We start from the raw sequence: 25546 nt of genomic DNA on the forward strand, positions 1-25546 counted from the left end.
TGGCGTCCTGTGGGCCCTGCTGCGCGACGACCGAGTCTTCACCTCCGCCCCGCCGGCCGCGCAAGCGGCTTGACTTCGTCATTGAGACTCCTTCGAGGATGCCCCGTCCTTTAGGGCGGGGAGGAATCGAAGCTCCCGCGTAGCGGGGCATGGGACAGACCAATCGCCGTCAGGGCGCTTGGTCGTCTCCACTCGCCGGGCCGAGCGCGACCTCAAGCAGGTGGACGATCTCAGATTTGAGGGACCGCCGGTCGGCGCGGGCCACTTCAACGAGGCGTGCATGCAGGTCCGTTGGCAGGCGGAGAGAGATCCGCTTCTCATCTGCCCTTCCGCTACCTCGGCGCGGATCCCGATGCCGGCCCCAACTACACCGGACAACCCGCCGTAGCCTCGTACTATCAACGACTCCTGTGACGCACCTGCCAGCACTTCTTGGACAATGCGTTCATGCGTATTCGAGCAGTGCACCCGGACGAGTTGCCCGTCCTCCAGGACATCGAAAGAGCCGCCGGGCGGTGCTTCCGGGACATCGGCATGCCAGAGATCGCCGACGACGAGCCGCTGTCTGTCGGTGAACTCGCCCGCTACCAGAAGGCCGGGCTGGCCTGGGCCGCGGCCAACGACGTCGACGCCCCGGTCGCCTACCTGATCGCCGACCACGTCGACGGCAATCTCCATGTCGAGCAGGTCTCGGTGCACCCGGACAGTGCACGCCGCGGTATCGGCCGGTCCCTGCTGGACCATGTGGCGGCTCACGGCACGCGCGACGGGATAGCCGCCCTGACCCTCACCACGTTCACCGAGGTCCCGTGGAACGCCCCGTACTACGCGCGCTGCGGATTCCTGCCCTTGGACGAAGACATGCTTACTCCTGGTCTGCGGGAGATCCGCGAACACGAAAGGGTTCATGGCTTGGACAGGTGGCCGCGGGTCTGCATGCGCCGGGCGCTGTGACACCGCAGTGGTTCTCGCGAACATCCGACGAGCCGTTGGCCACCAGCTCTCGCGAGCCTGGGCAGCGGCATGGGGCTGTCAGCGAGGTGCTCAGGTGACAGGCTCTCCGATGCCGAGCATGTTCCCCTCGCTGTCGCGGAACCAGGCGGCGCGTTCACCCCGTGCGCCCTTGCTCGGGTAGTTGCCGTCGATCTCGGCAATCCCGTCTCTGGTATGCAGTCCGGGCAGATCGACCTCCTCGAACACCACGCCGCGCCGCCTGAGTTCTGACACGACCGCTTCGATGTCGTCGACCTCCCAGCCCATCTGTGTGAAGGTGCCCGGTGACGCTCCTGCGGACTGGAACAGGGCGAAGTCCACGCCCCCGCAGCGGTACAGCAGCCCTCCGGGCCGTTGATCGACCGGCTCGAGCCCGAGCTGTTCACGGTAGAACCGCCGCGCCCGGTCCAGGTCCTGGGCGGGGAGCCTGGTGGCCGGGCGCGCGTCGGCCAAGACGTCCATGCCGTGTGCGTTCATGTCTCCACTGTGCGGCTGATCGCCGTGTCCGGCACGTGCGCGAAACCCGGACCGGTCGGCATCGACGGGCGCTCGCCCCGAGCGCCCGGCTGCTGTCCTGCCCACTTGCTGCACACCGATGGCCGGTCCGCGCGGTCGGTTGTGGCAACTGCGTTGTCACTGCCGCACGGTGCGCCTGGTGCGTTCGGTCCCGCCGCAACGCCCGGCCGCCCTGGGAGCCGCGTCGGCCGACCAGGGCCGGTGCGGCACATTGCTGCAGTGGCGGATCCGGTGCAGACGGGACTGCGCATTCCGCCGGATCGTCAGGAGGCCCGGATTCGGCCATGACTTGAATTCGTACGCTCCAGATCTCGACCGGCCGGGCGGCAATCCGCCGACAAAGGTCGTTGCCGCAGAACAGCCGCCGCAGAAATTGGGTGACGAATTTCACTCCGAGGTCGCGGAGAGATGAAATATTTCGCATATCGGGCATGCGGTTGACATGATCGTATCCCGTGTCGCATTCTCGGAACGATCATGATCACCTAGCGGTACGGGGACGAAATCATGCCGTTAACATACGACGCCGGCGTCGAGGAACTCTGCGAAATTCTTTCGAAGCAGAGCTATGCGCAGGAGGCCGGCGAAAGAGTCGGGCACCTGCTTTCCCTGCGGGATGAAACCGCGTTGCGTGATGTGGACGCCTTCCGTGACAGCTGGAACGGCATGCCGCTCGATGCCTACATGGCCGACGGCGGCCGCTACCGCAGGCGGCGCCACGCCACCCTCAGTGCCCCGTGTGCGGGCCGCGGTTACCGCGTGGAGGCCCACCAGCCGCACTACCAGGGCCTGGACTACAACAATCTCAACGGCGGAATCGCCCGCCACTACGAGCCGTTCGAGGACCGCATCCTCCGCGGTGAGACCATGAACAGCCTGCTCACCCTGGGCTGCGACGTCTTCGGGCGTCTGGCGCCCTACTCGGACTGGCACATCGAGGCCCACCAGTTCCGCATCGAGGTCAACGGCGAGGAAGTCGGCCGGCCGACCCCGGAGGGCGTCCACCGTGACGGTGTCACCTTTGTGCTCATGGCCATGATCGGCCGTTCCAACGCGATCGGCGGCGAGAGCACCGTGTACGACCTCGACAGGCAGCCGCTGGACAAGTTCATGCTCTGCGAGCCCCTGGACCTGGCTCTCGTGAACGACGAGCGCGTCTTCCACGGCGTCAGCCCCATCGAGCAGCTGGACTCCTCCCGGCCCGCCGAGCGCGACATCCTGGTGATCACCTACCGTCACCGGACGTGATCCGCGATACGGGGCCGTCCCGCGCGGCGGCCCCGTATTGTGCGTCATTGCCTCGACAGCCGCACGAGAACCGCACGAGAAAACCGGAGCCCATGGGTCAGATAATCGCCGTTGCCGTCATCACCGTTCTGGCGGTCATCAGCCCCGGCGCGGATTTTGCCATGACCGTGCGCAACAGCTATCTGTACGGGCGGACCGCCGGCCTGCTTTCCGCACTGGGAATTTCACTTGGCGTGCTGGTGCATGTTGCTTACACCATGCTGGGTGTCGGCATTCTGGTGAGTAGAACTCCGTCGCTCTTCACCGCGATGAAACTCGTCGGCGCCGTGTATCTGGTGTACATCGGCTACAAGACCTTTGTCACCCGTACCAAAGACGACATCGACCTTTCCTCCGATGACGGCATGTCCAAGGCGGGCGCACTGCGGACGGGCTTCCTCACCAATGCTCTGAACCCCAAGACGATGCTTTTCGTCGTCAGCACCTACACCCAGGTCGTCAGTGCCGGCACCCCCGTTGTCCGGCAGATCGGCTACGGCCTGTTCATGTCGGTCGCTCATCTGGCGTGGTTCTGCCTGGCCGCGGTGTTCTTCTCCAACGAGAGCCTGCGCATCCGCCTGCTGCGTCGGCAGGCGGTCCTCAACAAGGTGATCGGTGCGGTGCTGGTCGGGCTGGGCATGACACTGGCCCTCACCCCGGCCGTTCAGTGAACGAGGCCGTCACGCTTGGGCGATGACCTCGACACGCGGCTTCGCGATCGACAGGTAGTCGTTGGAGGAGAGCGCGACGGAGCGGTCGAGCCGGGCCGCGTTGAAGTAGATCTCCGGGTTCCGCAGCAGCTCCGGGTCGACGAACAGCTCCAGCCCTTCGTCGAACGAGAACGGCAGGATCGTGCCGCTCTGCGAGCCGGCGAGTTTCTCGGCCGCTTCCTGGGATGCAAACGAGGCGTAGGTGCCCTCGTAGAGCGCCTTCACCTTGGCCAGATCCACTCGCTTGTCGCCCGGCACAACGGCAAGGGCGTAGCGCGTCACCTTCTTGCCGACCTTGACCATCACGATGATGCACTTCGCGGCCTGCCCCAACTCGTTGCCCCGCAGTGCGCTCACCGTCTCCGTCGCGCCCTCTGCGGCATGCTCGATGACACGATAGGTCGCCCCGTGCTCATCGAGCAGGGCGATCAACTTGTCGTACATGCCGTCCCCGCTCATCGTTCTCCCACCTCAACGCCGTACGCGCCGAACGATGTTGCATGATGCCAGAACGCTCGCATCCCGCTCCGCGAACAGTGGCCGAAAGAGGCTTCCGGACGGCGGTGAGGCACCGTCCGCGCTGCGTTCCGACCGCGGGCGTTTCCCGCTGCATGCAGTGGCGGTACCACGGCCCTGATGTCGGGATCCGTGAGCATCAGCATCAGTTCGCTTGCGCGGTCGGCCGCAGGAGCACTGACGGGACCGGATCCGTCCATGCAGCGGCCGACGACCACCTCGTATCCACGCGCCTCCACGTCGTGAATCGCCACGTCCAGGCGTTCACGCATCTCCTTGGGGACTCCGCTCGAAGGAGAGGTGACGCCGACACGGTCACCGGGACGCAGCGGGCGGGGATGTCGAACTGACATGCGCCGGAGTCTGGCACAACGCTACGGCAGTACGACAACAAGTTCTGGCGCATCCTCGGAGGAACTGCTGTTCCGCCAGGCTGAGTTGCGGCGACCCACCTCGGCGAGCAGTGCGCGTCCCTGTTGATGCGGATGACGAAGTCCCCACACAGGAAGCCGGCGAGCGGCCGCCGCTACTTCAATCCGTCGCCGGAGGCGATTGCCCAGCTCACGAGCCTGCTCGCGCCCGGCGGCGGCTATCGCTGAGCAGCGCTCCTTGATCCTTCTCGGCGGCAACGGCGGAGGCGGAGAGGAGCGTCGCACCGGCGAGGCTGCCCCAGAGGGCGGCCGGGCCGTGGGGCGCGAGAGCGGTGATGACCGCCGGGGAGACGGCGAGGCCGAAGCCCGTGGAGAGCTCGAAGCGGGCAAGGGCGCGTCCCAGGACATGGGCCGGGGCGAGGGCGGTGACCAGCGCGGTGGCGCTGCCGGCATAGATGATCTCGCCGATGGTGCAGACCACGGACACCGTGGCGACAGCCGGGGCACCCCACCCGTGTCCCAGTGAAGTGGCCACGAGGAAACCGAGGTAGGACGCGGCGAGTACCACGCCGGCGAGAGCCAGCACGGTCCGCCGGGAGAAGCGGGACATCAGCACGGTGACCGGAACCTGCAGGGTGACCACCAGCACCGTGTTGGCCACGAAGATGGCTGCCGACCACACAGGGGATGCGTGCAACTGTGTCACCAGGACCAGAGGGAGCGCGATTTCGGGAACGTTGAGGCAGAAGACGTAGACCACGTTGGCGGCCAGCAGCGCGCGCATCCGAGGTGCGGGCCCGTCGGCCCTGTCCGTGGCCGGGGTAGCCGCCGGATGCGCGTGAAGGTGGACCGACCACGCCAAGGCAGCCGCGGCAAGATAGGCGAGCCCGGTGACGGCTGCCAGCGCCTGCAATGCGGTGGTGCCGCCCGCCAGGCATGCGGTGGCGAGGAGCGCGCCCACGCCCAGGCCGGCGTTGCGCAGGGCGCGGCCTCCCGCGAGAGCGGTGTCGCGTTCCCGGCCATGGGCGACCGTGGCCACGAGAGCTGCGTGGGCGGCCGGCCATGCCTGGTTACCGATGCCGAGGAAGAGCGCCGCCGTCGCGAACAGCCAGACGTGCCCCGCCGGGGTGGCCAGCAGCAGTGCCACGCCCAGCACCCGCACCAGCATCGACGCTGCCACGACCGTGCTGCGTGCGCCCCGGTCCAGCCATCGGCCCACCGCGGGCATGCACACCAGACCCACGACGACGCCGACCGTCATGGCGATGCCGGTTGCCGGCGCGGACAGCCTCAGCACCGTCACCCCGTAAAGCAGCAGAAAGGGCCGCAACAGGCCGGTGCCGAGCGCGTCCACGGCCAGGGCGACGGCATAGCGGGGGCCTCCGGAAGCACGGACAAGGGCGCGGGGCTGGATCTTGGTGGTGGTTGCCATGGCGGCAACGGTGCGTTCGACCGCCCGGGCCGGGTACGTCGGTTGACGGACACCGTCAACCGACGCCGTCGCCGGCCGTCCGATCAGTGATGCTGAGGGGATGACGTTGAGGATCGACATCAGCGGGCTGCCGTCCGAGCGGCTGCGGTTCTCCGCCTCCCCGCTGGCCGAGCTGACCGCGATGCTGCACGTACTGGCCGAACCCGGGCATCATCCGCAGCTCGCCGGCTGGGCCGCGGACGTCTGGGCCGGGCTGCGGCCGGAGCTGGCCGAACGGTTGCGGGAGGCGGAGTTCCTCTGGCGTTCCTCACAAGCGGACTTCCTGATCCCCGCCCGGCCTCGGCCGACCCTCGCCGAGGAGTTGGACGACGTGGACCGGATCGACGACGAAACGTATGTGACCGCCGCGCTCGTCACCACGTGCGGCAGCAACCGGGTCCACTTTGCCGCGCCGTCGCCGCTCACCGACGCGACTGCGCGCGAGCGGGCACTGGACCTGGCACAGGCTCGCGGCGCGCGGCAAGAGGCCTTCGCGGAACGGCTGCTCGCGGACCCGGGCGCTGTGCGGGCGCGGGTGCGCCAGACCCTCGAACAGTGCGCCGAGGCCTTCTTCGACGCCGCCTGGGCGGGCGTCGCCGTGCAGCTCGCCACCGACCTGCGCCTGAAGAACGACCTGCTCAAGCGCCAGGGCATCGGAGCGGCACTCGCATCGGTCTCCGGCGCCGTCACGCTGGCACCGGACGACGACTGCATCATCGTGGACAAGCTGCAGGACAAGGCGACCGCCGCCCACGGCACCGGGGTCACCTTCATCCCCAGTGTCTTCGGCAGCCCGCACATGGTGGTGGTTCACGCGCCCGGGTGGCAGCCGGTGGTGCAGTACCCCGTGGCCGAGCCGAGTCCATCGGAGCCGGTATCGCTGGAGACGGTCACCCTACGGCTGGAGGCACTCGCACATCCGGTACGACTGCGGCTGCTGCGCACCCTGGCCCGCGGCCCGCACACCACCGGTGAGCTGGCCCACGCATGGGAACTCACACCCCCGGAGGTTTCCCGCCACCTCGCTGTCCTGCGCCGCGCGGGCCTGCTCACGGCCCGACGGCACGGCCGTTACGTCCGCCACACCCTCAATCTGCCCGATCTGACGTCGCTGGGGGCCGACTTGCTGGCGGCCGTACTGCGCTGAGCAGCTTCGGTCTGCTGCCGGAACGCGAGCGACCGCCACCTTCGCAGCATCGTCCTCGACAGGCCGCCGAACAGTACCAACGCGACCGCCTGCTGCCCTCGGGCAGCCGGGCAGCGCACCGGTCGCACCGCCGGCCGTTTCTCCTGGCCACACCCCCGCGTCTGGTTCTGGAGCCCCTACGAGCAATCTATGAGGAATCCAAGTTGAATCCATGTGGGATTGGGTACGATGAGCGCTTGGAGGTCTCCCCGTGTCCCACGACGAAGAGGCGCTGTTCAGCGCGGTCGACGCACTGCTGGATCAGGTTGCGCAGGACCCACTGCCGCCGCCTGCGGAACGTAGGCGGCTGCGGGAGGCGGCAGGCCTCAGCCAGGACCAGATCGCGAAGGCGCTGCAGAGCCGACGCGAGTCCGTGGGGAACTGGGAGGCCGGCCGCAGCGAGCCCCGTCCTCCGAAGCGTGCCGCATACGCCCGGCTTCTGGGAGGACTTGCCGACCGCTTCCCATCGGCTTCCGCGGTGCCGGGCGAGCTCACGGCCCCCGAGACAGCAGTGCCCGAACCCGTGCGGCAGGCCACCGCGGGGCCCCCCGCCACCGCCAGGCCCCCCGCCTCCGCGGGGGCTGCTGCGGCAGCGATGGCTGCACCGGCACCGGCACCGGCACCGGCGCCGGTCCGCACGGCGGGCACCGCCGAGGGATCGCCGGCTTCCACGCACCGCACGGCCGCGAACAAAGGGTCGACGTCTGCCCATGCCGGGACAGACATCGACCCGCGCTTCGAGAACGGCCCGCTCGCGGTCTTGGACGTCGCGGACGGGCAGCTGTCGGCGTACTGCGTGGGCGGCCTGGTCCTGGACGTTCCCGCGAAGTCCCTTCCGGCCCTGGTCGACTGGACCTTGGCGGAGGCGAAACTGGGCGCGCCCCGGCTGAACCGCAACGGCAAGGACGCCGACCCGCTGATCGTGCTCACCCCAGCGGCCTGTGAGCGCTACGGCCTCCCGACGCTGCTGACCGATGAAGAGCGCCGGGCCGGACGGCTGCAAGAGGGCCACAAGGTCCTCAAGCAGTTGGCGAAGGCCAACTGGCAGCTCACCCGACGCGGGTTCGGGCCGTGGGCCCGCATCTACCGGCCGGCGCAGGGCTCGCAGCGCTCCTGCGTCCAGCTGTGCATCCCGGGATGGGACGCGCTCGATGCCCGCTCCTGGGGCGACGCCGCCCAGCTGCTCCCGGCGGATCTCGCCCACCTGCTCGGCACGTACGCGACGCGCGTGATGACCCCGCGCGGTTCGACGGCCGTCAACGGCCTGGAGCTGATGACCGCGCTGCACCCGCCCACCCGCGCCGGCGATCCGGATGACCAAGGCCGCCGTCACAGTGAGCACAACCCCGGCTCGCTGGGCACCCGGCCGGTGGAGTGCGCGCCGTGCGAGGCGCCTGACGGACACCCGCTGCTCGCCGACCTGCCGCGTTTTCACCGGCGCACCCCGGACGAGGTCCTGGTGGAGGAGGCCTACGACTGGGCGCGCCCGCTCACCGATGACGAGTGCACCAAGCGCTTCGTGGTGGGCATCGACGTGAACATGGCCTTCGCCGCGGCTGCGAACGGCACCGTCGTCGGCATCGGCGAGAAGGCACACGTGCAGAAGCCGGCCTTCGATCCGAAACTACCGGGCTCGTGGCTGGTGGACCTCTCCCACATCGAGCTGGACCCGCGTCTTCCCTCGCCGTTCACACCGTCCGGAGACCGTCCCGAGGGCCCGGCCTGGTACGCGACGCCGACCGTCGCCTATGCGGTGGAGCTCGGCCACCAGGTGGCACCGATCGAGGCGTACGTCCGGCCCACGAGCGGCCGCTACCTGGACGCCTGGTACAACCGGCTCCGCGACGCCTACCTTGCGACGATGGCGGACCTCGGCGTCACCGCCGACCTTTCACCGCAGGAGTTCCTGGCGGCGATGGCCCGTCACAAGCAGACCGACCCAGACATGGCGATCGTCCTCGCGGCCATCAAAGCCACCGTGAAGGGCGGCATCGGCAAGCTCCGCGAGCGGCCCCGCGGCGGCGGCTGGCGGCCCGGCCGGCCATGGCCCGCCCTCGCCCGCCCCACATGGCGCCCGGACATCCGCGCGGCCGTCATCTCCAAGGCGCGGACCAACATGCACCGCAAGATGCTCAAACTCGCACAGGCCGCGGACCTGTACCCGGTGGCCGTCCTGTCCGACTGCGCCGTGTACGTTTCCCACGGGCCCAGCCCACTGGACTTCCTGCCGTACAAGGACAACAAACCGGTGCCCGGCGGCTTCCGGCTCGGCGTCAGCCCGGGGATGGTCAAGCACGAGGGCGCCCAGACCACCCTGTGGGCCGAAGGCATCCGTGAAGAGCACGGCCAGGACCTCAACCTGGCCCGGTACATCAAGGACGGCAACGTCACCGCCACGGACAACGGGGAGTAGACCGCGATGGGCATGCTCGGCGACAGCCTCGACAAGGCCGTGCAGGGCGCCTTCACCCGCCCCGTCCCGAGGTCCGCGCCTGCCCGGATGCGGTACCTGGTCAAGCAACTGAAGGGCACCAGGGCGGTCGCCGACCTGCTCGGCACCACTCAGCGGACCGTCGAACGCTACGTCAAGAACGAGATCAAGCACCCCCGCAAGGAACTCGCCGCCCGCCTCGAGAACGAGGTCACCCAGCGATGGCAGCCGCAGATCCGCAAGACCGCCAAGCACAAGGCCGCCACCACCGACGGCATCATCGTCGACACGCGCGCGCGGTTCGGCTACACCGCCGCGCCGGGCACCACGGACGACGCCCGGCTGCGCCACCTCACCCAAGCTTTGCCCCCGCAGTACGCGGCCAGGCTCTTCGAGGCCCAGGAACAGGGCGCCACCGAACAGCAACTGCGCATCATCGCCGCCGAAGGCCTCCAGGAGATCTACTTCAAGGACAGCGGCCGCCGCGCCGCCGGGCTGTTGGTGGAGTTCACCGACGTCGACTACATCGACTTCGAACTCTGACCCGGCGCCTGGCAGTCAGCACCAGTTGAACAGTTGAGCCGAGGCGCGACAGGTCGCTGCCCTGCGGGTCCAGGCTGTCGAATGCTCGCGTACAGGTCCTCGTTGCAGGTCGATGGTGCGGATCGCGACCGCGCCGACCTCCTGTCGGGGGTGTCGGCCCCCGCAGGCGCGACGGCGCGGGGAACCGACCGGCCTTCCGAGTCGCTGGCAGAGCGCTGAAGTCATGCGTCTGCACGCCGAGTTGCGCTGCCTGGACGGGGCGGGCCGACGGGTCGGCCTGATGGGCGCCGCCCGCACGCACACCGTTGGCACGCAGACTGTCACGGCGGTTGCGTCCACCGGGCGAGCTCTCCGCCCCGTTCACCGGATGCTGCTTCCGGGACCGCTGTCCCGGAACCGCTGCGCGCGGCAGGTCGTCCCGGCCATCATGGGACAAAGTCTCCGAAGTTGGCGCCCCTACGCAGATGCAGGTGAATGCATGGACCGGTCCACGTCCGCCCGCCCGTCGTCCCCGCCAGTGACACGTCCGCGACGCGTCACTGCACTCCTCGCCCTCGTCGTGCTGACCGGGTCGCTGGGAGCGTGTTCCGATCGTTCCAGCCGTTCCGAGACCGGGGCCGGGAAAGCGGCCGGTTCCCCGAAACCGGCCGGCGGTCCGGACGGTGCGTCGCCGCGGACCAAGGCACCCGGCGCCGACGGGTCCCGGGAGCCGGGCTGGACCTCCGTCATGTTCAGCCCCGAAACACCGCAGAGCGCCGGGCAGTTACGCCAGGCCGCGGACCGGATGAAGCAGCGGGCCGGCTCCCTGGGACTTGAGGACGTACAGATCGACGTCACCGGCGGTGACATCACCACCCGGGCAGCGGGTGACAGCGAGAAGAGTCTGACGGCCCTGGGACAGACCGGCGCACTCGCGTTCAGGCCCGTTGTCACGGTGTCTCCCAGCACGGCCGGGAAGTGCGAGGACCTGCGGCGCGAGGCCTCCGCCCGTGACTCCGAGTCCGTGACCTTGTGCGGTGCCGAGGATGCGGAGGCGCTCGACTATGTCCTGGATCCGGCCTCCCTGGTGGGTTCCGACGTGGCGGGAGCCAAGGCACAGCTCGACTCGAACGGCGGATTCTGGATGGTGTCGCTGACCTTCACCTCGAAGGGGTCGGTGAAGTTCGCCGACGTCACGGCCGAGCTGGCGACCCAGCAGCCGCCCATGAACCAGTTCGCCATCGTTCTCGACGAGGAGGTGCTTTCGGCTCCCTCCGTTTCCCAGTCGATCACCGGCGGGCAGGCGCAGATCTCGGGGTCGTTCACCAAGGAATCGGCGCGGGAACTTGCCTCCCTCGTCGAGTACGGCGCGCTTCCGGTGCGCCTGAAGGTCTCCAGCGTCACGCGCTTCCCCGCCAAGTCGGGTTGAGCGCCAAGCTGGATCGACGTCCACCGCGCACCTGACGCAACAAGCTCTCGGCCTAGGGCGCGTATCGAGTCGTGATCAATTTGCGGGATGTGCCTTCGTGGCACGGTCCGGTCCGATAGACGGTCTTACGCGACGCGAGTGCAACTGACCGATCCGGATTGGGAGTTCATCGAGCCGTACCTGCCGATCGGCGAGTACGGCCCGTACCCCGAGCGACTGCGGCAGCAGTTCGAGGGCGTGATCTGGCGGTTCAAGACGGGCGGGCAGTGGCGGGAGATGCCGACGGAGTTTCGGCGCCTGGTCGACCGTCCACAACCGCTTCCCGCAGTGGCGTGACGCCGGCGTCTTCGAGGCCCTGCTGGAGGGCCTGATCACGGAAGCCGCGAAGCGGGGGGAGGTGGACCTGTCCCTGGTCAGCATCGACTCCACCACCGCCCGAGCCCACCACGACGCGGCCGGGATGCACCTCGACGAGGACGTCGTCACCGCCCTGGAGAAGGCCGCGGCCGAGGAGGAGAAGGCCAGGTCAAAGGGGGCGGCCTCGAAGAGCAAAACGGGCAAGAGACCGAAAGTGATCCCGCGCTGGAAGAACGACGACGCATCCGGCGTCGGCGGAAACTCCGGCTGAAGGCCGCCCTCCTCGGACGTTCCAGAGGCGGGCAGACCAGCAAGGTCCACCTCGCCGCCGACCGCAAGTGCCGCCCGCTGGCGTTCATCCTGACCACAGGCCAGGCAGCGGACAGCCCGCAGTTCATCCCCGCCCTGAAGAAGGTACGGGTACGCGGGCCCGTCGGCCGACCCCGCATCCGGCCGGACGCGGTCGCCGGGGACAAGGCGTACTCGTCCCGCGGAAACCGCGCCCACCTGCGCAAACGCCGTATCAAGGCGGTCATCCCGGAGAAGAAGGACCAGGCCGCCAACCGGAAGAAGAAGGGCTCCAGAGGTGGCCGACCCGTCAGCCACGACGCCGATCTCTACAAGGAGCGGAACACCGTCGAACGCCTGATCAACAAGCTCAAAGCATGGCGAGGCATCGCCACCCGATACGACAAGACTCCCGACAGCTACCTCGCCGGTCTCCACCTGCGCGCCTCGATGATCTGGATCAAGGACCTCACCAGGACCACCCGATGATCACGACTCGATATGCCCCTAGGTGACGCGCTGAGGTGCCGGACGCCAAGGGCGGGCAGGAGTTGAGTCAACGGTCAACCAGCCGTGGACGCGGGGCTTCACCCGTGGATTCCGCGTCGGTGTCGTCGGTGCCGACCGGGCCGCGGGGGAGCATCCAGTCTAGCCACTTCGGCAGCCACCAGTTGGTCCGGCCGAGGAGTGTCATGGTCGCCGGTACCAGCACCATGCGTACGACCGTGGCGTCGATGAAGATCGCGGTGGCCAGGCCGAGCCCGAACATTTTGGTGGAGGGGTCCTCGGCGACGGCGAAGGACAGGAAGACCGCCACCATGATGAGGGCGGCCGAGGTGATGATCCGGGCGGTGCGCGAGACGCCCTCAACGATCGCCGTGCCGTTGTCGCCGGTGCGCAGGTACTCCTCGCGTATGCGGGAGAGGAGGAACACCTCGTAGTCCATCGACAGGCCGAACAGGATGGCGAAGAGGAACATCGGGATGAACGACACGATCGGAACCGTCGCTTCCAGCCCGATGAGTGCGCCTCCCCAGCCCCACTGGAAGACCGCGACCATGATGCCGTAGGCCGCGCCGATGCTCAGCAGATTCAGCAGTACCGCCTTGAGCGGTACGAGTATCGAGCGGAAGACCAGCATCAGCAGCAGGAACGACATCGCCAGCACGGCGGCGACGAACACCGGCAGGCGTTGGCTGGTGCGTTGGCCCACATCGGACAGGCTCGCGGCGGCGCCGCCGACGTGGGCCCTGGCCGGGCCGTGCCCGATCGCCGTGGGCAGCACGTCGGTGCGCAGCCGGGCGATGGTGTCGGCCGTGGCCTTGTCCTGAGGGCTGGTGGTCGGGAACACCACGAGGGTCGCGATGCCGGTGGCCCGATCGATGTGCGTCGGCGCGACGGATGCGATGCCCGGATCCGCCGCGACCGTTGCGACGAGTCGGTCCAGCACTCCCGGATCACCGGTGGGGTCCGCGGCGATGACGAGGGGACCGTTGGTGCCCGGGCCGAACCCCTCGGCGACGAGGTCGTAGGCCCGGCGCTCGGTACGGCTGTGGGGCAGTGAGCCGTCGTCGGGCAGGCCGACGCGCAGGCCGAGCACGGGCAGCGTCGCGGTCAGCAGCAGCCCCGCCGCGCCGACCGCGTACGGCACCGGGTGCTGGCTGACGTGCCCGATCCAGCGACGCCACCCGGCGGCGTGGGCGGAGCCTGCCGCCGGGTCCCGCCGCCGTGCGAGTCGGCCCAGCTTCCTGGTCTGCAGAGCCCGGCCGATCCGGCCGGCCCGGGCCAGGCGCGGGCCCGCCGCGCCGAGGAAGGCCGGCAGCAGCGTCACCGACGCGAGCACCATGGTCAGGACGACGATCGAGACGGCAAGCCCGCCCACCGTCATGAACGGCACGTTCGCGACCGCCAGGCCGAGGATCGACACGACGACGGTTCCGCCGGCGAAGACCACCGGCCGCCCCGCCGTGGCCACCGCTCGTCCGGCCGCCGCCTGCGGATCGAGCCCGCGCGCGAGGTACTCCCGGTGCCTGGCGAGCACGAACAGCGCGTAGTCGATGCCCACTCCGAGCCCGACCATGCTGCCCAGGACCGGTGCGAAGGTGGGGACCTCCGTCACCCCCGCCAGTACCGTCATCGTGGCGACCCCGACGGTCAGTCCGAAGACCGCCATGCCGATCGGCAGCGCGGCGGCGACGAACGAACCGAACGCCAGGAACAGGATCGCGGCCGCGGCGAGGAGGCCGATCAGCTCGCTCGCGCCGCCGTCGGGGTCGGAGAAGGCGTAGAAGAGGTTCCCGCCCATCTCGATGCGCAGGGGCAGTTCGGCGCGCAGCCGGTCGCCGAGATCGACGAGGGCGTCGAGGTCTTCGGCCGACAGCCGGCTCTGGTCGGGGTACTGCACCCGGACGACCGCGATCCGCCCGTCGGCCGAAACGAGGCCGCCGCGCACGGCGGTGTCCCCGCCCGTGTCGAGCGCCCCCGCCGGGTCGCTCGTGCCGAGCACGTGCGGCAGCCGCTTCACCTCGGCCCGCAGCCGCGTGAGAGCGGTGCGCGCGCCGTCGTCGTCGAAGAACGTCGCACCGTCGTCGAGGGGGGTGACGACCACTTGGGCGGTCATCCCCTCCTGGCCGGTGCCTGCCCGCTCGATCAGTTCCGCGGCCCGTCGGGAGTCCAGTCCCGGAGCGGTCAACGAGTCCGCGGTACGCCCGCCGAAGGCGACGGCGGCGAGGACGGCGAGCGTGGCGGCGATCAGCCATGCCGCGATCACCCGCCAGGGATGGCGGGCGGCGCTTGCGCCCAGGCGCAACAGGGCTTTCGAGAGCATCGGGTCCTCCAACCACCTCGTCGGCCGTCCTTGTACGGCCGCCGATGCCGAGGCTCGTCGCCACGGCGCTCCGCGGCATCGGCCCGCGGGCCGCGGATCCGTCGGCCCCGGGGCGGAGTGACGACCCGTCCTTTCGGCCGATGCGCGGCACGCCGCGGTCCCTAGGCTGAGAACCGTGCTCCGAGACGACCTGCGAACCCTGTGGACCGAACCCCGGCCGCCCGACGCGCCCGCCCGGGTGCGGCGGGACTGGGCGCTGCTCGCCGCGGGCCTTGCCGGTGTGGCGCTGGAGGCCACCCTGCGCGAGAACGTCGTGTGGCGGCCGGTGGCGGTGGTGTTCGCCGTATGGCTGTGCCTGCTGCCCCTGTGGCGCCGGACCCGCCCGCTGGCGATGGTGACGCTGGCGTTCGGCTCGGTGATCCTGCTTCCGGTGGCCTCGCTCGTCGCCGCACCGCGCGAGCCCGTCGGCCTGTACACCGGCGCGGTCGTGCTCGTGCTGGTGTACGCGCTGCCCCGGTGGGGATCGGGACGCGAGATCGTGCTGGGCGGCGCGGTGATCCTCGCGGCCGGCGCGCTGTGTGTCGTCACGGACGAGACCCCGGTCGTCGAAAAGGTTGTGGGCTTCGTCTTCCTGCTGCTGCCCGGCGTGGTCGGGGCTGCCGTGCGGTTCCGGGTGACCGCTCGCGAGCGGCAGTTGGAGCAGGTGCGCTCCCGCGAGCGCGAGCAGCTCGCCCGGGAACTGCACGACACGGTGGCCCACCACGTGTCGGCCATGGTGATCATCGCCCAGGCGGGCCGGGTGCTCGCGGGCGCCGACCCGTCCGCCGCCGTCGAGGCGCTGGAGGGGGTCGAGGAGGAAGGGGCGCGCACGCTGGAGGAAATGCGCGCCATGGTCGCCGCGCTGCGCGACCGCGGGGTCGGCGCCGAGCTGGCGCCCCCTGCCGGAGTCGCGGATCTGGAGCGCTTGGTGCGCACCCCGGGTGGTCGCCTCAGGGTCGACCTGGGGCTCGACGGCGAACTGGACGCGCTGCCCCCGGCCGTGGACGCGGCCGTCTACCGGATCGTGCAGGAGTCGGTGACCAACGCGCTGCGCCATGCGGTCGACGCGACCGAGCTCGTCGTTCGGGTCGCCGCGGAACGGCACACGGTACGGGTGAGCGTGCGCGACAACGGCCGGCGCACCGGCCGGGGTCGCGACGGATACGGACTTACCGGACTGCGCGAGCGCGCGACCCTGCTCGGCGGCACACTACGAGCCGGCCCGGGTACTGACCGGGGCTGGCATGTCGAAGCCGAACTGCCGAGAGCGAGGAGCGAGAGCGGTGTCCATTCGCGTCCTCGTCGCTGACGACCAGACGATCATCCGCACCGGGTTGCGGATCATGCTGAACGCCCAGCCCGGCATCGAGGTGGTCGGCGAGGCCGCCGACGGGCGGGAAGCGGTACGTCTGGCCCGCGAACTACGCCCCGACGTCTGCCTGTTCGACATCCGCATGCCCGTACTCGACGGGCTCGAGGCCACCCGGCTGGTCGCCGGCCCGGGCGTCGCCGACCCGCTGGCCGTGGTCGTCATCACCACGTTCGACCTCGACGAGTACGTCTACGGCTCACTGCGTGCCGGCGCCCGCGGATTCCTCCTCAAGGACACGGGACCGGACCTTCTGGCGCAGGCCGTACGGTCGGCGTCCGACGGTGAGGCGCTCATCGCGCCCAGCGTCACCGTCCGTCTGCTCCAGGCATTCGCGGACCTGCCCGCCGGCCGGCCCGTGGCCCAGCCGGTCTCCCCCGTCACCGCCCGCGAGGAGCAGGTGCTCCTCGCCGTCGCTCGCGGGCTGACCAACACCGAGATCGCCGATGCACTGCACATCAGCCTCAGCACGGTGAAGACGCATCTGGCCAGCCTGATGGCCAAACTCGGCGCCCGCAACCGGGTCGAGATCGCGATGTGGGCCTACGAAACGCGCCGTATCCTCCCCGGAACCTGAGCCGGGTGCCGGGCCATGTCCCATGAGTCCCCGCCCGGACATCAGTGCACCGGTCGGCTCACGTCGGCTCCACGTGCCTCACCCGCCCCAGAGCGTGACGTACCAGGAGGCCGGAACTGGGACGGTGAGACACCCGATACGACAAGACTCCCGACAGCTACCTCGCCAGTCTCCACCTGCACGCCTCGATGATCTGGATCAAAGACCTCACCAGGACCACCCGATGATCACGACTCGATACGCGCCCTAGGCGCTGCTGTCGCCCTGCACCCCGAAGAAGCTCGGGAACGGCTGCGCCGGGCGGGCGGGAAGCCATCACGCGGCATGCACTGGTTTCGCCGCTGACCATGGCCGGCCCACTGGCGGTCGAGGTCGACCTTGCCGGCCGTACATGGTTGATCTGGCGACACTCGTGCCAGGTGTTTCACGCGCTGAGGATGGCCGCACGATCACCTTCACCGCCGCCGACTTTGCCGACGCCTACCGGCTGGTCCTGCTGCTCGTCCAGCTCACCACCATCAAACCCGGCTGGCGCTGTGGCCGGTCGCCGGCCCGATGGCAACCTCTGGGGCCTCCAAGGGCGTCCATGCGAGCTCTTGAAGGTGGTACCAGTACCTCGATCCCATCGGCGACCTGAACGAAGGCCCGAACGGGACCAGTTTGGTGACCTGCCCATGCAGGCTCTGGCCCACCGCAACGCAGTGTGCAAATGCCTGGAACGGATCCGGCTGCATCGCTCGCCACGGCGTGACATCTACCCTTGCAACATGACGATGCACGAGACCGTCCATGTGAGTGTTGACGCGATGATTGAGGACCTCAGGACACTCGTCGAAGTCGAGTCTCCGTCGCGCGATCTCGACGCCTTGATGGCATCGGCCAAGGCTGTCGCCGCTGTCATCGAGAGTCGCCTTGGCGGGCAGGCCATCCTCGTTGAGAGCGAAGCCGGGCCTCACGTCCACTGGTCAGCCGGTGGCGATCCCAAAGTGCTGGTCCTCGGGCACCATGACACTGTGATTCCGCTCGGCACCCTTGAACGCCGCCCGTTCAAGGTCGAGAACGGGCAGGCAACCGGCCCCGGGGTCTTCGACATGCTTGGCGGCTTGGTCCAGGCCGTTCATGGCCTGGCGAGGCTCGATGACCGGTCAGGCGTCGAGATCCTGGTGACCGCCGACGAAGAGGTCGGCTCCCGTTCCTCTCGAACTCTCATCGAAGAACGAGCCCTTGCCTGCGGCGCAGTACTCGTGGTCGAGGGCGCCGCTGACGGCGGGGCCCTGAAGACCGGCCGTAAGGGCTGCGGCACGTTCCAGGTCGCTGTCACCGGCCGGGCGTCGCACGCAGGCCTTGAGCCCGCAGCCGGAGTCAACGCCCTGATCGAAGCATCACACCAGGTACTGGACATCGCAGCGCTTGGTCGACCCGATATCGGCACGACTGTCACCCCGACCGTCGCGTCCGCAGGAACCCTGGACAACGTCGTTCCAGCGGAGGCGACCGTCATCGTCGACGTCCGGGTCGAATCGGCCGGCGAGAAAGAACGAATCGAGTCTGCGTTCGCGGCACTGGCTCCGCATCTCGATGGGGCGGAGATCGCGGTTCAGGGAGCCATCGGCCGGCCGCCGATGCCTGAGTCGGCGTCGACCGAGCTCTTCGCGGTGGCAAAGCAGCTGCTTCCTGGCCTCGAAGGCAAGGCAGTCGGTGGCGGAAGCGACGGCAACTTCACGGCCGCACTGGGGGTTCCCACACTTGATGGCCTTGGAGCGGTCGGGGGCGGTGCCCACGCCGACCACGAGTACCTGGTGATCGAAGCCATGACAGAGCGAGCGAACCTTGTTGCCGGACTGGTGAACGCGATTCAAAACAGGTAGAGAACGAGAATGCGTAGAGCATGCGCGACCTGTGAGCGATCAAACGGACGAGATGGCGGGCGCGCGGTGAGGCCCTGACCCGCGTCAAGGCCTCACGGTCGGAGGGCCGGGCGGCCACTGCCGCAACGCGGACAGGGGCTTGGCTCGGAGGCGTCCGCCCGTGCTGCCCGTGACGGTCCACCCGCCGTCACCGACGGTCGGCCGGCGGGTGCGCGTGAACGGCGAGTTCCTCGTTCTGGCGCATGACGTAGTGGGACTCGACCGCGATGCGCCCGCCACTGTCCGCCCCTGGGGAAGATGCCTACGTGGATGTCCTGAACCTGCCGATGTGTCCGGTTGCCAGGCCCTGGGTCAATGGCCCCAGCACGAGACCGTCCCGCCCCGCCTGACCGTCGAGCCGCAGGGCTGACGATGCGCGCGTCTCTCGTGCGAGAACCCGTTTGCGAGAGTATGAGCCGCTCGTTCGGTGGTCCTGCACGGCGCAACTGCACTGCCGGCCGTGCCTGTGGCAGTGGGCCGCCAAGGCGTGCGGGCGCTGGCCAGCCTCAGGACGCTTTGGCGGTGGGCGCTTCTCCCTGCTGGATCTGCCGGACGCGTTCGACTTGCATGCGGGCGACGGCCTCGAGGATCTGAGGGTCGGGGGAGCGGTAGTCCTGAGTGTCCACGTCGATGTCGACGGATACGACCGTGGCTCCGACCACGGCGTGGATGCTGGCGCTGCAGAGGCTCTCCACCAGGCAGCCGTGCGCTGAGAAGGCCTGGTCAGCCCCGGTGACGGTGATGGAGGCGACGCCGCTGTCGTACTGAGTCCTGCTGAACGCGAGGTGATCGCTCGCGGCGGCCGGCCCGCTGAAGGAGCTGATACTGAAGCTGACGGTTCCGTCGACGTCCGGCGCCTCGTAGCCCACCGTCCCATAGGCCTTGCGCCCGGCGTCATGTGCCGCGTCGTCGCGCTGTGGCGCTTGTGCCTTCGTCCAACCGGACGGCACAGCGTCCGCGCCGGGCAGCGCCGCGGCAACCTGCGTCTTGTCCAGGACGACTGCCTTCGACCCGTCCGATGGTGCGCTGTCGGGCTTGGAGCTACAGCCTGTTGAGACGACTCCTGCCACCACCAGTGCGGCACCTATCTGCAGCCACTGTCTGTCCTTCACCCGCACCACGACACACCACCCACCCCTGTTGTTGATCGCCGATCCTCGCACGTCTGGAGCCTTCGCCGCACCTTCGCCGGGCAGGCTCCGGCTGACGGTGACGGCTGACGGCCGAGCGCCGTCGGCGCAGCGCAGAAGGGCTTTGCCCCTTGAGCGGCGCCCCGGGCGTTCTGTGCCCGGGCGCTGGTCGCGCCGCCGAAGGCTGATGGACCGGTGTAGCCGTGATCCGGCCGGGCCATCGTCCGAACCTGGCCGACGACATCCTCGACGCGTACACCGCAGTCACCCGGGAGCTGCCGAAGCTGATCGCGCTGAGAATCGGCTCTCCGACAAAGAACTCGTGCAGAACATCTACCTGTTGCTCATGGCGGGCCATGAGACAACCATCAATCTGATCACCAGTACCGTCCACGCGCTGCTGGAGAACTCCGAGAAGCTCGCCACCGTGCTCGACGGCTCGCACAGCTGGAGCAAGGTGATCGTCGAGAGCCTGAGCTGCGCGTCGCCCGTGCGGTATGGCCTGATGCGCTACGCCACGCAGACCGAGGACAGGGACGGCATCGACGTACTCGAGACGAAGATCATACCCGGCGAGGCTGTCATCGTGGGGCACTACGCCTCCGGCCGTGACCCCGAGATCCACGAGCATTCTGAGCGCTTGGACCTGAACCGCTGCTCGCACCAGCACTTGGCCTTCGGCTACGGGGCCCACTGCTGCCTGGGCGCAGCCCTCGGCGAGCTCGAGGCGGAAGTCGTCGTAGGCCAGCTCTTCGCCCGCTTCCCCGACGTCATCCTGGCGACGACCGACGCCATCCCCACCGTGGGCTCCATCTTGCTGTACGGGCTCCAGCGGCTCCCGGCCAGTCTCCGCGCCGGCGTCCAGACCGGCGTCAAGGAGGTCGCCATCAGGGCCTGAGCGGGTGGTCACCGAGGGCCCCGACCGAGGCGTGTGGTTCGGGGCCCTCGTGTGCCAGATCGGTTGCCGCCCGCACAGGCCACGAGCCGACGGCCCGTGCTCTGGCTGGGCTGCTACTGCGGTGCGCGCCGAGGCCTGCGAGGAGTGCGGGACTGCTCCAGGGGGGCCGTTCGGGAGGCAGGCACCAGGTCCCACCACCAGGAGACCGACGGGATGTCCAGCGGGTCGGAGCTGTCGTCGGTCGGCCGGTCGGAGAACGACGAGGAAAGGGCGGCCGGGTCGTCGGGAGTGGTGTAGCGCAGGGAGCTGACGCTCCAGTCCTGGGTCGCCCGGATGAAGGAGGCGAGGTTACTCAGGTATCGCCGCACTTGGGGGCTGCCCTCGTCGTCGAGCTTCGCGCGCAGGCTCAGGAAGAGGCACATCACCCGGTCACGTTGGGCTATTGCCCTGGTCAGAGCCTGGTCCGGGCTCAATGCGTACTCGTGTTCCAGAACCCGGATGACGTTGACGTAGTAGTTCGTTCCGCGGCTCTCCTTGTGGTGGGAGTAGATGTCGTTGTCCCACGTGGTGATGAACGACGTCATCTCGGAGGCGGCGCGCACTGCTTTGCTGTCCCGGTCGTGGGGCTGGAGCTCGAATCCGTAGCCCATCTCCAGGAACGGCTGCACCACGGATGTCGCGCCGTCGTAGAGGCGCATCAGCGCGTAGTCGTTCAGCCCGGGGACCCGGCCCGCGGCCCGGTTCTCGGCCTCCCACACCACGGCGAAGAAGTATTCGCGGAGAGTGTCCACCCAGCGCCCGGCCTGGAGAGCGGTTCCGCAGCGGGAGACCCGCAGCGTGAGGTCCCTCAGTCCCTCGGCGAGGGGATCGTCCATGAGCATGGGAGCCTCGGGGTTCTGCGCAATGCGCAGCAGCCGCTGGAGGGCCGCCGCCAGCTCGCCCGGCTTGTCGCCGAGATTGCCTTCCTCGCAGTAGCCGTCGTCCACGCCGAAGAGCCAGATGACGAAGTCGGAGAGAAGGGAGACGACCTCCTCCTGCCCCTCAGGAAGGATGCGGGCGGCGAACACGCCGATGTCCTGGGTGACGAGGCGGCTTCGCCACTCGGGTGATCCGATGCCGTAGGTGTCGGCCCAGGCGGCGGTCCGGGCGTCGATTGCTGCGTGGTTCGGGTGCACGGCGGGAGGGATGGGAGCATATATGGGGGGAACTGCCAGTGCAGGCCTCACTCGTGATTCCCTTTCAGTCGTTGGCGCGCGCGAGCACTCTGGGGGGTGTACAGACCATGGTTGGAACTGCACGGTGAGTGATCAAACGGGAATGGTACCGATCGGAATGGCCACTCCAAGGGTCACCGGCCGTCCCAAGAGGCAAGAAGAAGGCCCGGGCCGGCAACCGACGTTGAGTCGTCCGGCGTGCCTTCGCCGCCTTGCACCACTTCCGGCGCCTGCGCGGCGCCAGCTTGCACAATTGCCATGAAGCACATCCCCGCGGCAGTGATCTGGGGCCACGAGACACTCCAACCAAACGCGGGCCCCGGCCGCTACGGTCGGGGCCCGGCACCGGAAGTGGCCCTTGGCAGGTGGTGGTCAGTCGCTCTGCCGGCGGTGGATGACCAGCGGCATGCGGGTCGGATGACGGCGACCGGTTCAGTCTCTCCGTGGCTGAACTGTCATAGGGACGCTGTCGGCGTGGACCACTGCTGCAGCGACTTCCTTGGGTCGGTGGCCCGGTGCCGGGGTGAACTTCCACCGGGCGAGCAGCGTGGCTATGGCGATGGTGGCCTCCGTCCAGGCGAACTGGTCCCCGATGCACTTGCGGTTGCCGGCACCAAAGGGCACGAACGCCTCGCGCGGGATGGCGGCTCGGCGCTCGGGCAGCCACCGGTCGGGATCGAAGCTGTCGGCGTTCACGTAGACCGCCGGATCGCGGTGGATGGCGTAGAGGCTGAAGCCGACCTCCGTGCCGGCGGGGATTTCGGTGTCGCCGAGCACTACCGGCTCGGTGGTGCGGCGCATCAGGAAGGGGACCCCGTGCAATCTGATGACCTCGTCCAGCACCCGGCGGATCCCCTCCAGTTGGGGCACGTCCGCGATGGTGACGGGCCGGTCGCCGACGACCTCGCGGATCTCGGAGAGTAGCTGCTTCTCCACCTCGGGGTGGTTCGCCAGCTCATGAAAGGTCCAGGCGAGCGTGGCGGCGGTGGTCTCGGCTCCCGCATACAGGATGGTACTTAGTTCGTCGCGGACCTCGACGTCGGAGAGCGTCTTTCCGTTGTCCGCGTCCTGGGCCGCGAGCAGCAGTGACAGCAGGTCGCCCCGTTCGGTGTCTCCCGAGCGTCGGGCGTTGGCCACCACTTCATCGATCACCACGCGCAGGGCCTTGCTCGCCGCGTCGAAGTCGCGGTTGGCACGGATCGGCAGCCGGTCCAGGAGCGTGGGTGATCCTGCCCGTATCAGCAGGTTCTTCATCAGGACGGGCAGGTTGACGCGGATGGCTTCGACTGCCGGCAGCCCGATGTCTGTCGAGAACAGGGTCGATGAAAGCGTGTCGATCGAGTATTTGGCCATCGCCTGCTGGAGGTCGATCATCTGCCCGGGTTTCCAGGAGTCGGCCAGCTCATGGGCGTGGCGGCTCATGATCTCGGAGTAGGCCGCGATGCGGTCCTTGGAGAACATCGGCTGGATCAGCCGCCGGTGTGCGCGGTGCACCTCGCCGTTCGCGTTGGCCAGGCCGTTGCCGGCGAGCGGCCGCAGCCGGTCGAAGAAGCGCCCTTTCTCGAAGCTGCGTGCCTGCCTCACGGTCACCTCGTGGACCAGCTCGGCAGACGTGAGCACGTACGTGGGCATCGTCCCGAAATCGATACGAACCAGGTCACCGTGCTGTCGCAGCGACTTCACGAAGCCGAGGGGATCGCGCCACAAGGCCAGAGCGTGACCCAGAAGCGGAACCGATCCAGGAGCGCGTGGAACCGTCTGCAAACCAGCTGACACCAGGAACCCTTTTCTCTCTAGGTCGTGCACCTGCCGGAAACGGGAAGATCCCATCACCAGATGGGCCCCCAGCGCGAGGCCACGGATCGTCACATGATCGTATCCAGGCCTGAGTTCGGCACAAGACCGTCTGCTTGGCCGGTATGGATCACGGATATGCTGCGTGCGCTCCTCTACGCCATCTGTGCGCGACATCCCCCGCGCCGCTGCTTTCCGGAGGCCTCGTGACCACCCCGTACCCAGACTCGTCAGGCATATCGGCCGCGGCGCTGCCACCTCCGGGGTGCCCGGCACACGCACTCGGTTCTGAGGTGCGACGGATGTACGGACCGGAAGCGGAGGAGCCGTACGCGTTCTACGCCAAGCTGCGTCAGGAGCACGGCTCGGTGGCGCCCGTGCTGCTTCCCGGTGACGTACCGGCCTGGCTGGTACTGGGACACCGGGAGAACCTGGAGGTCATGCGGTCGCCCTCCCTGTACTCCAACGACTCCCGCGTATGGAACATCCGGTTGCAGCCCGACTCCCCGCTGCTGCCGATGACCGCATGGCAACCGCTGCTGGCGTTCACCGACGGCACGGAGCACGCACGACTGCGGGCGGCAGTGACAGACGGCTTGGCACGGTTCAACCGGCACGGCATCCGGCGCTATGTCGTGCGCTACACGCACCGGCTGGTCGACAACTTCGCCAGCGCCGGCAGGGCTGACCTGGTGGCGGACTTCGCCGAGAAGCTGCCGATCCTCGTCATGGCCCGGCAGTTCGGCGTGCCCGAGCAGGATGCGCTACCGCTGGGTGCAGCTGTGCGTGACATGGTCAAGGGCACCGAAACGGCGCTGCAGAGCAACCAGTTCGTCGTGGGTGTCCTGCAGGAGCTCGTCAAGCGGAAGAAGGAGCAGCCAGGCGACGACTTCGCCACCTGGCTGCTGCGCCACGAGTCGGCTCTCACGGACGACGAGGTGATGGAGCACCTGCGGCATGCCATCGTCGCTGCGACCGAGAACACCACCAACCTGATCGCGAACACGCTGCGAATGGTGATGACCGACCGGCGCTTCCGCTCGAGCCTGTCCGGAGGTGCGATGACCCTGCCGGACGCACTGGACCAGGTGATGTGGGACGCGCCGCCGCTCACCGTGGTGCCCACCCGATGGGCGACCGGCGACACACGGCTCGGTACCCAGGAGATCAAGGCAGGCGACCTGGTGATGCTGGGCCTGGCGGCCGGCAACGTCGATCCCGAGATCCGGCCGGACCTGTCCAGGCCCGTGCACGGCAACCGCTCACACCTTGCCTTCAGCAGCGGGCCGCACGAGTGCCCCGGCCAGGACATCGGGCGGGCCATCGCAGACACGGGAATCGACACGCTGCTCGCACGGCTGCACGACATCGAGCTCGCCGTGCTCGAGGACGATCTGCACGTGACCGGTTCCCTGGTCTCCTCCCGCCTGGACAACCTGCCCACGCGCTTCACGCCCCAGCGGCCGAAGAAGGAGAGCGCCGGCGGCGGCCTGTCCCCTTCGTCCTCCGCCCAGCCGCTGCCAGCTGCCGCACCTTCGGTCGCTCCCGTGCCCGCGCCGGTCGCGGTCGCGGTCCGCAAGCCGTGGTGGCGCAGGCTCTTTGGCTGATGCCAGAACAGCCGTGGGGTCCGGATCACGTGATCCAGCTCCTGCTGGAACTCCCGCATCCGGCCGAGGAGTTCCGCGTCCTGCGTGGCGAGGATGCGGGCGGCGAG

At 68.8% G+C, this 25546-nt stretch carries 20 protein-coding genes and 4 pseudogenes; 14 read left to right on the forward strand and 10 right to left on the reverse strand.

Annotated features, from left to right (window positions below; genetic code table 11):
* Positions 1-169: 169 nt before the first annotated feature.
* Positions 170-310 carry an Arc family DNA-binding protein gene (locus ABZ208_RS37065; protein ID WP_356913878.1) on the reverse strand — a complete coding sequence of 47 codons (141 nt, stop codon included), beginning with the start codon at positions 308-310 and terminating at the stop codon, positions 170-172.
* A 137-nt stretch (positions 311-447) separates the two neighbouring features.
* On the opposite strand from ABZ208_RS37065, the gene ABZ208_RS37070 reads away from it, so the two are divergent.
* Positions 448-954 carry a GNAT family N-acetyltransferase gene (locus ABZ208_RS37070; RefSeq protein ID WP_356913861.1) on the forward strand — a complete coding sequence of 169 codons (507 nt, stop codon included), beginning with the start codon at positions 448-450 and terminating at the stop codon, positions 952-954.
* Positions 955-1044: 90 nt separating this feature from the next.
* Here ABZ208_RS37070 and ABZ208_RS37075 read toward each other — a convergent pair whose 3' ends face one another.
* Entirely contained in the window at positions 1045-1470 is a 426-nt protein-coding gene (locus tag ABZ208_RS37075; protein WP_356913862.1) for a VOC family protein, read from the reverse strand.
* 546 nt (positions 1471-2016) lie between these two features.
* Here ABZ208_RS37075 and ABZ208_RS37080 point away from each other — a divergent pair.
* Both ABZ208_RS37080 and ABZ208_RS37085 read left to right on the forward strand, forming a co-directional pair.
* A complete protein-coding gene (locus ABZ208_RS37080; RefSeq protein ID WP_356913863.1) occupies positions 2017-2757 on the forward strand; it encodes a 2OG-Fe dioxygenase family protein in 741 nt (246 codons plus the stop codon).
* 92 nt (positions 2758-2849) lie between these two features.
* The gene (locus ABZ208_RS37085; RefSeq protein WP_328392518.1) at positions 2850-3467 is read left to right on the forward strand and encodes a LysE family transporter; all 618 of its coding nucleotides are present in this window, start codon (positions 2850-2852) and stop codon (positions 3465-3467) included.
* Between the two features lie 9 nt (positions 3468-3476).
* Here ABZ208_RS37085 and ABZ208_RS37090 read toward each other — a convergent pair whose 3' ends face one another.
* From ABZ208_RS37090 to ABZ208_RS37100, 3 genes and pseudogenes are all read right to left on the reverse strand, one after another.
* Positions 3477-3965: a YbaK/EbsC family protein gene (locus tag ABZ208_RS37090; RefSeq protein ID WP_356913864.1), complete on the reverse strand. Its 489-nt coding sequence runs from the start codon at positions 3963-3965 to the stop codon at positions 3477-3479.
* 158 nt (positions 3966-4123) lie between these two features.
* Positions 4124-4375: pseudogene (locus ABZ208_RS37095) on the reverse strand (LD-carboxypeptidase); the annotation flags it as partial.
* A gap of 208 nt (positions 4376-4583) precedes the next feature.
* Complete coding sequence (locus ABZ208_RS37100; RefSeq protein WP_356913865.1) at positions 4584-5825, reverse strand: MFS transporter; 1242 nt, start codon at positions 5823-5825, stop codon at positions 4584-4586.
* 100 nt (positions 5826-5925) lie between these two features.
* Here ABZ208_RS37100 and ABZ208_RS37105 point away from each other — a divergent pair, with 100 nt between their 5' ends.
* The 5 genes and pseudogenes from ABZ208_RS37105 (at position 5926) to ABZ208_RS37125 (ending at position 12566) form a co-directional block, all read left to right on the forward strand.
* A complete protein-coding gene (locus ABZ208_RS37105; protein ID WP_356913866.1) occupies positions 5926-7011 on the forward strand; it encodes a helix-turn-helix domain-containing protein in 1086 nt (361 codons plus the stop codon).
* 250 nt (positions 7012-7261) lie between these two features.
* Complete coding sequence (locus ABZ208_RS37110; protein ID WP_356913867.1) at positions 7262-9463, forward strand: helix-turn-helix transcriptional regulator; 2202 nt, start codon at positions 7262-7264, stop codon at positions 9461-9463.
* A 6-nt stretch (positions 9464-9469) separates the two neighbouring features.
* The gene (locus ABZ208_RS37115) at positions 9470-10024 is read left to right on the forward strand and encodes an XRE family transcriptional regulator (protein WP_356913868.1); all 555 of its coding nucleotides are present in this window, start codon (positions 9470-9472) and stop codon (positions 10022-10024) included.
* Positions 10025-10751: 727 nt separating this feature from the next.
* A complete protein-coding gene (locus tag ABZ208_RS37120) occupies positions 10752-11432 on the forward strand; it encodes a hypothetical protein (protein ID WP_356913869.1) in 681 nt (226 codons plus the stop codon).
* A gap of 87 nt (positions 11433-11519) precedes the next feature.
* Positions 11520-12566: pseudogene (locus ABZ208_RS37125) on the forward strand (IS5 family transposase).
* A gap of 67 nt (positions 12567-12633) precedes the next feature.
* Here ABZ208_RS37125 and ABZ208_RS37130 read toward each other — a convergent pair.
* On the reverse strand, positions 12634-14904 hold the full coding sequence (locus ABZ208_RS37130; RefSeq protein WP_356913870.1) for an MMPL family transporter: 2271 nt from the start codon (positions 14902-14904) through the stop codon (positions 12634-12636).
* A gap of 175 nt (positions 14905-15079) precedes the next feature.
* Between ABZ208_RS37130 and ABZ208_RS37135 the strand changes: the two genes are divergently transcribed.
* The 4 genes and pseudogenes from ABZ208_RS37135 to ABZ208_RS37150 all read left to right on the forward strand — a co-directional run bounded on the left by ABZ208_RS37135 (position 15080) and on the right by ABZ208_RS37150 (position 18757).
* Positions 15080-16252: a histidine kinase gene (locus ABZ208_RS37135; protein WP_356913871.1), complete on the forward strand. Its 1173-nt coding sequence runs from the start codon at positions 15080-15082 to the stop codon at positions 16250-16252.
* Complete coding sequence (locus ABZ208_RS37140; protein WP_150497990.1) at positions 16227-16889, forward strand: response regulator transcription factor; 663 nt, start codon at positions 16227-16229, stop codon at positions 16887-16889. The genes ABZ208_RS37135 and ABZ208_RS37140 overlap by 26 nt, the downstream gene beginning before the upstream one ends.
* A gap of 243 nt (positions 16890-17132) precedes the next feature.
* Positions 17133-17415, forward strand: a pseudogene (locus ABZ208_RS37145) (M55 family metallopeptidase); the annotation flags it as partial.
* Between the two features lie 241 nt (positions 17416-17656).
* Positions 17657-18757 (forward strand): M20 family metallopeptidase, encoded by a 1101-nt coding sequence (locus tag ABZ208_RS37150; protein ID WP_356913872.1) that lies wholly within the window; start codon positions 17657-17659, stop codon positions 18755-18757.
* Positions 18758-19302: 545 nt separating this feature from the next.
* Here the strand turns inward: ABZ208_RS37150 and ABZ208_RS37155 are convergent.
* Positions 19303-19908 (reverse strand): hypothetical protein, encoded by a 606-nt coding sequence (locus ABZ208_RS37155; RefSeq protein WP_356913873.1) that lies wholly within the window; start codon positions 19906-19908, stop codon positions 19303-19305.
* 340 nt (positions 19909-20248) lie between these two features.
* Between ABZ208_RS37155 and ABZ208_RS37160 the strand changes: the two genes are divergently transcribed.
* On the forward strand, positions 20249-20824 hold the full coding sequence (locus ABZ208_RS37160) for a cytochrome P450 (protein ID WP_356913874.1): 576 nt from the start codon (positions 20249-20251) through the stop codon (positions 20822-20824).
* A gap of 113 nt (positions 20825-20937) precedes the next feature.
* Here the strand turns inward: ABZ208_RS37160 and ABZ208_RS37165 are convergent, their stop codons facing one another.
* Both ABZ208_RS37165 and ABZ208_RS37170 read right to left on the reverse strand, forming a co-directional pair.
* Positions 20938-22050, reverse strand: a complete 1113-nt coding sequence (locus ABZ208_RS37165) for a selina-4(15),7(11)-diene synthase (protein ID WP_356913875.1) — start codon at positions 22048-22050, stop codon at positions 20938-20940.
* Between the two features lie 420 nt (positions 22051-22470).
* Complete coding sequence (locus ABZ208_RS37170) at positions 22471-24009, reverse strand: cytochrome P450 (protein WP_356913876.1); 1539 nt, start codon at positions 24007-24009, stop codon at positions 22471-22473.
* Positions 24010-24134: 125 nt separating this feature from the next.
* On the opposite strand from ABZ208_RS37170, the gene ABZ208_RS37175 reads away from it, so the two are divergent.
* Positions 24135-25439 carry a cytochrome P450 gene (locus tag ABZ208_RS37175; protein ID WP_356913877.1) on the forward strand — a complete coding sequence of 435 codons (1305 nt, stop codon included), beginning with the start codon at positions 24135-24137 and terminating at the stop codon, positions 25437-25439.
* Between the two features lie 32 nt (positions 25440-25471).
* Here ABZ208_RS37175 and ABZ208_RS37180 read toward each other — a convergent pair.
* Positions 25472-25546: pseudogene (locus tag ABZ208_RS37180) on the reverse strand (5-(carboxyamino)imidazole ribonucleotide mutase); the annotation flags it as partial.

Origin of the sequence: Streptomyces sp. NPDC006208 (genome assembly GCF_040613775.1) — a bacterium.
Classification (GTDB): Bacteria; Actinomycetota; Actinomycetes; order Streptomycetales; family Streptomycetaceae; genus Streptomyces.

Coding starts and splice junctions, on each gene's coding strand:
- ABZ208_RS37175 (WP_356913877.1), top strand. CDS start 24,135: ATGTACGGACCGGAAGCGGAGGAGCCGTACGCGTTCTACGCCAAGCTG.
- ABZ208_RS37080 (WP_356913863.1), top strand. CDS start 2,017: ATGCCGTTAACATACGACGCCGGCGTCGAGGAACTCTGCGAAATTCTT.
- ABZ208_RS37090 (WP_356913864.1), bottom strand. CDS start 3,965: ATGAGCGGGGACGGCATGTACGACAAGTTGATCGCCCTGCTCGATGAG.
- ABZ208_RS37075 (WP_356913862.1), bottom strand. CDS start 1,470: ATGAACGCACACGGCATGGACGTCTTGGCCGACGCGCGCCCGGCCACC.
- ABZ208_RS37130 (WP_356913870.1), bottom strand. CDS start 14,904: ATGCTCTCGAAAGCCCTGTTGCGCCTGGGCGCAAGCGCCGCCCGCCAT.
- ABZ208_RS37085 (WP_328392518.1), top strand. CDS start 2,850: ATGGGTCAGATAATCGCCGTTGCCGTCATCACCGTTCTGGCGGTCATC.
- ABZ208_RS37105 (WP_356913866.1), top strand. CDS start 5,926: ATGACGTTGAGGATCGACATCAGCGGGCTGCCGTCCGAGCGGCTGCGG.
- ABZ208_RS37170 (WP_356913876.1), bottom strand. CDS start 24,009: ATGTCGCGCACAGATGGCGTAGAGGAGCGCACGCAGCATATCCGTGAT.
- ABZ208_RS37100 (WP_356913865.1), bottom strand. CDS start 5,825: ATGGCAACCACCACCAAGATCCAGCCCCGCGCCCTTGTCCGTGCTTCC.
- ABZ208_RS37150 (WP_356913872.1), top strand. CDS start 17,657: ATGACGATGCACGAGACCGTCCATGTGAGTGTTGACGCGATGATTGAG.
- ABZ208_RS37115 (WP_356913868.1), top strand. CDS start 9,470: ATGGGCATGCTCGGCGACAGCCTCGACAAGGCCGTGCAGGGCGCCTTC.
- ABZ208_RS37120 (WP_356913869.1), top strand. CDS start 10,752: ATGTTCAGCCCCGAAACACCGCAGAGCGCCGGGCAGTTACGCCAGGCC.
- ABZ208_RS37070 (WP_356913861.1), top strand. CDS start 448: ATGCGTATTCGAGCAGTGCACCCGGACGAGTTGCCCGTCCTCCAGGAC.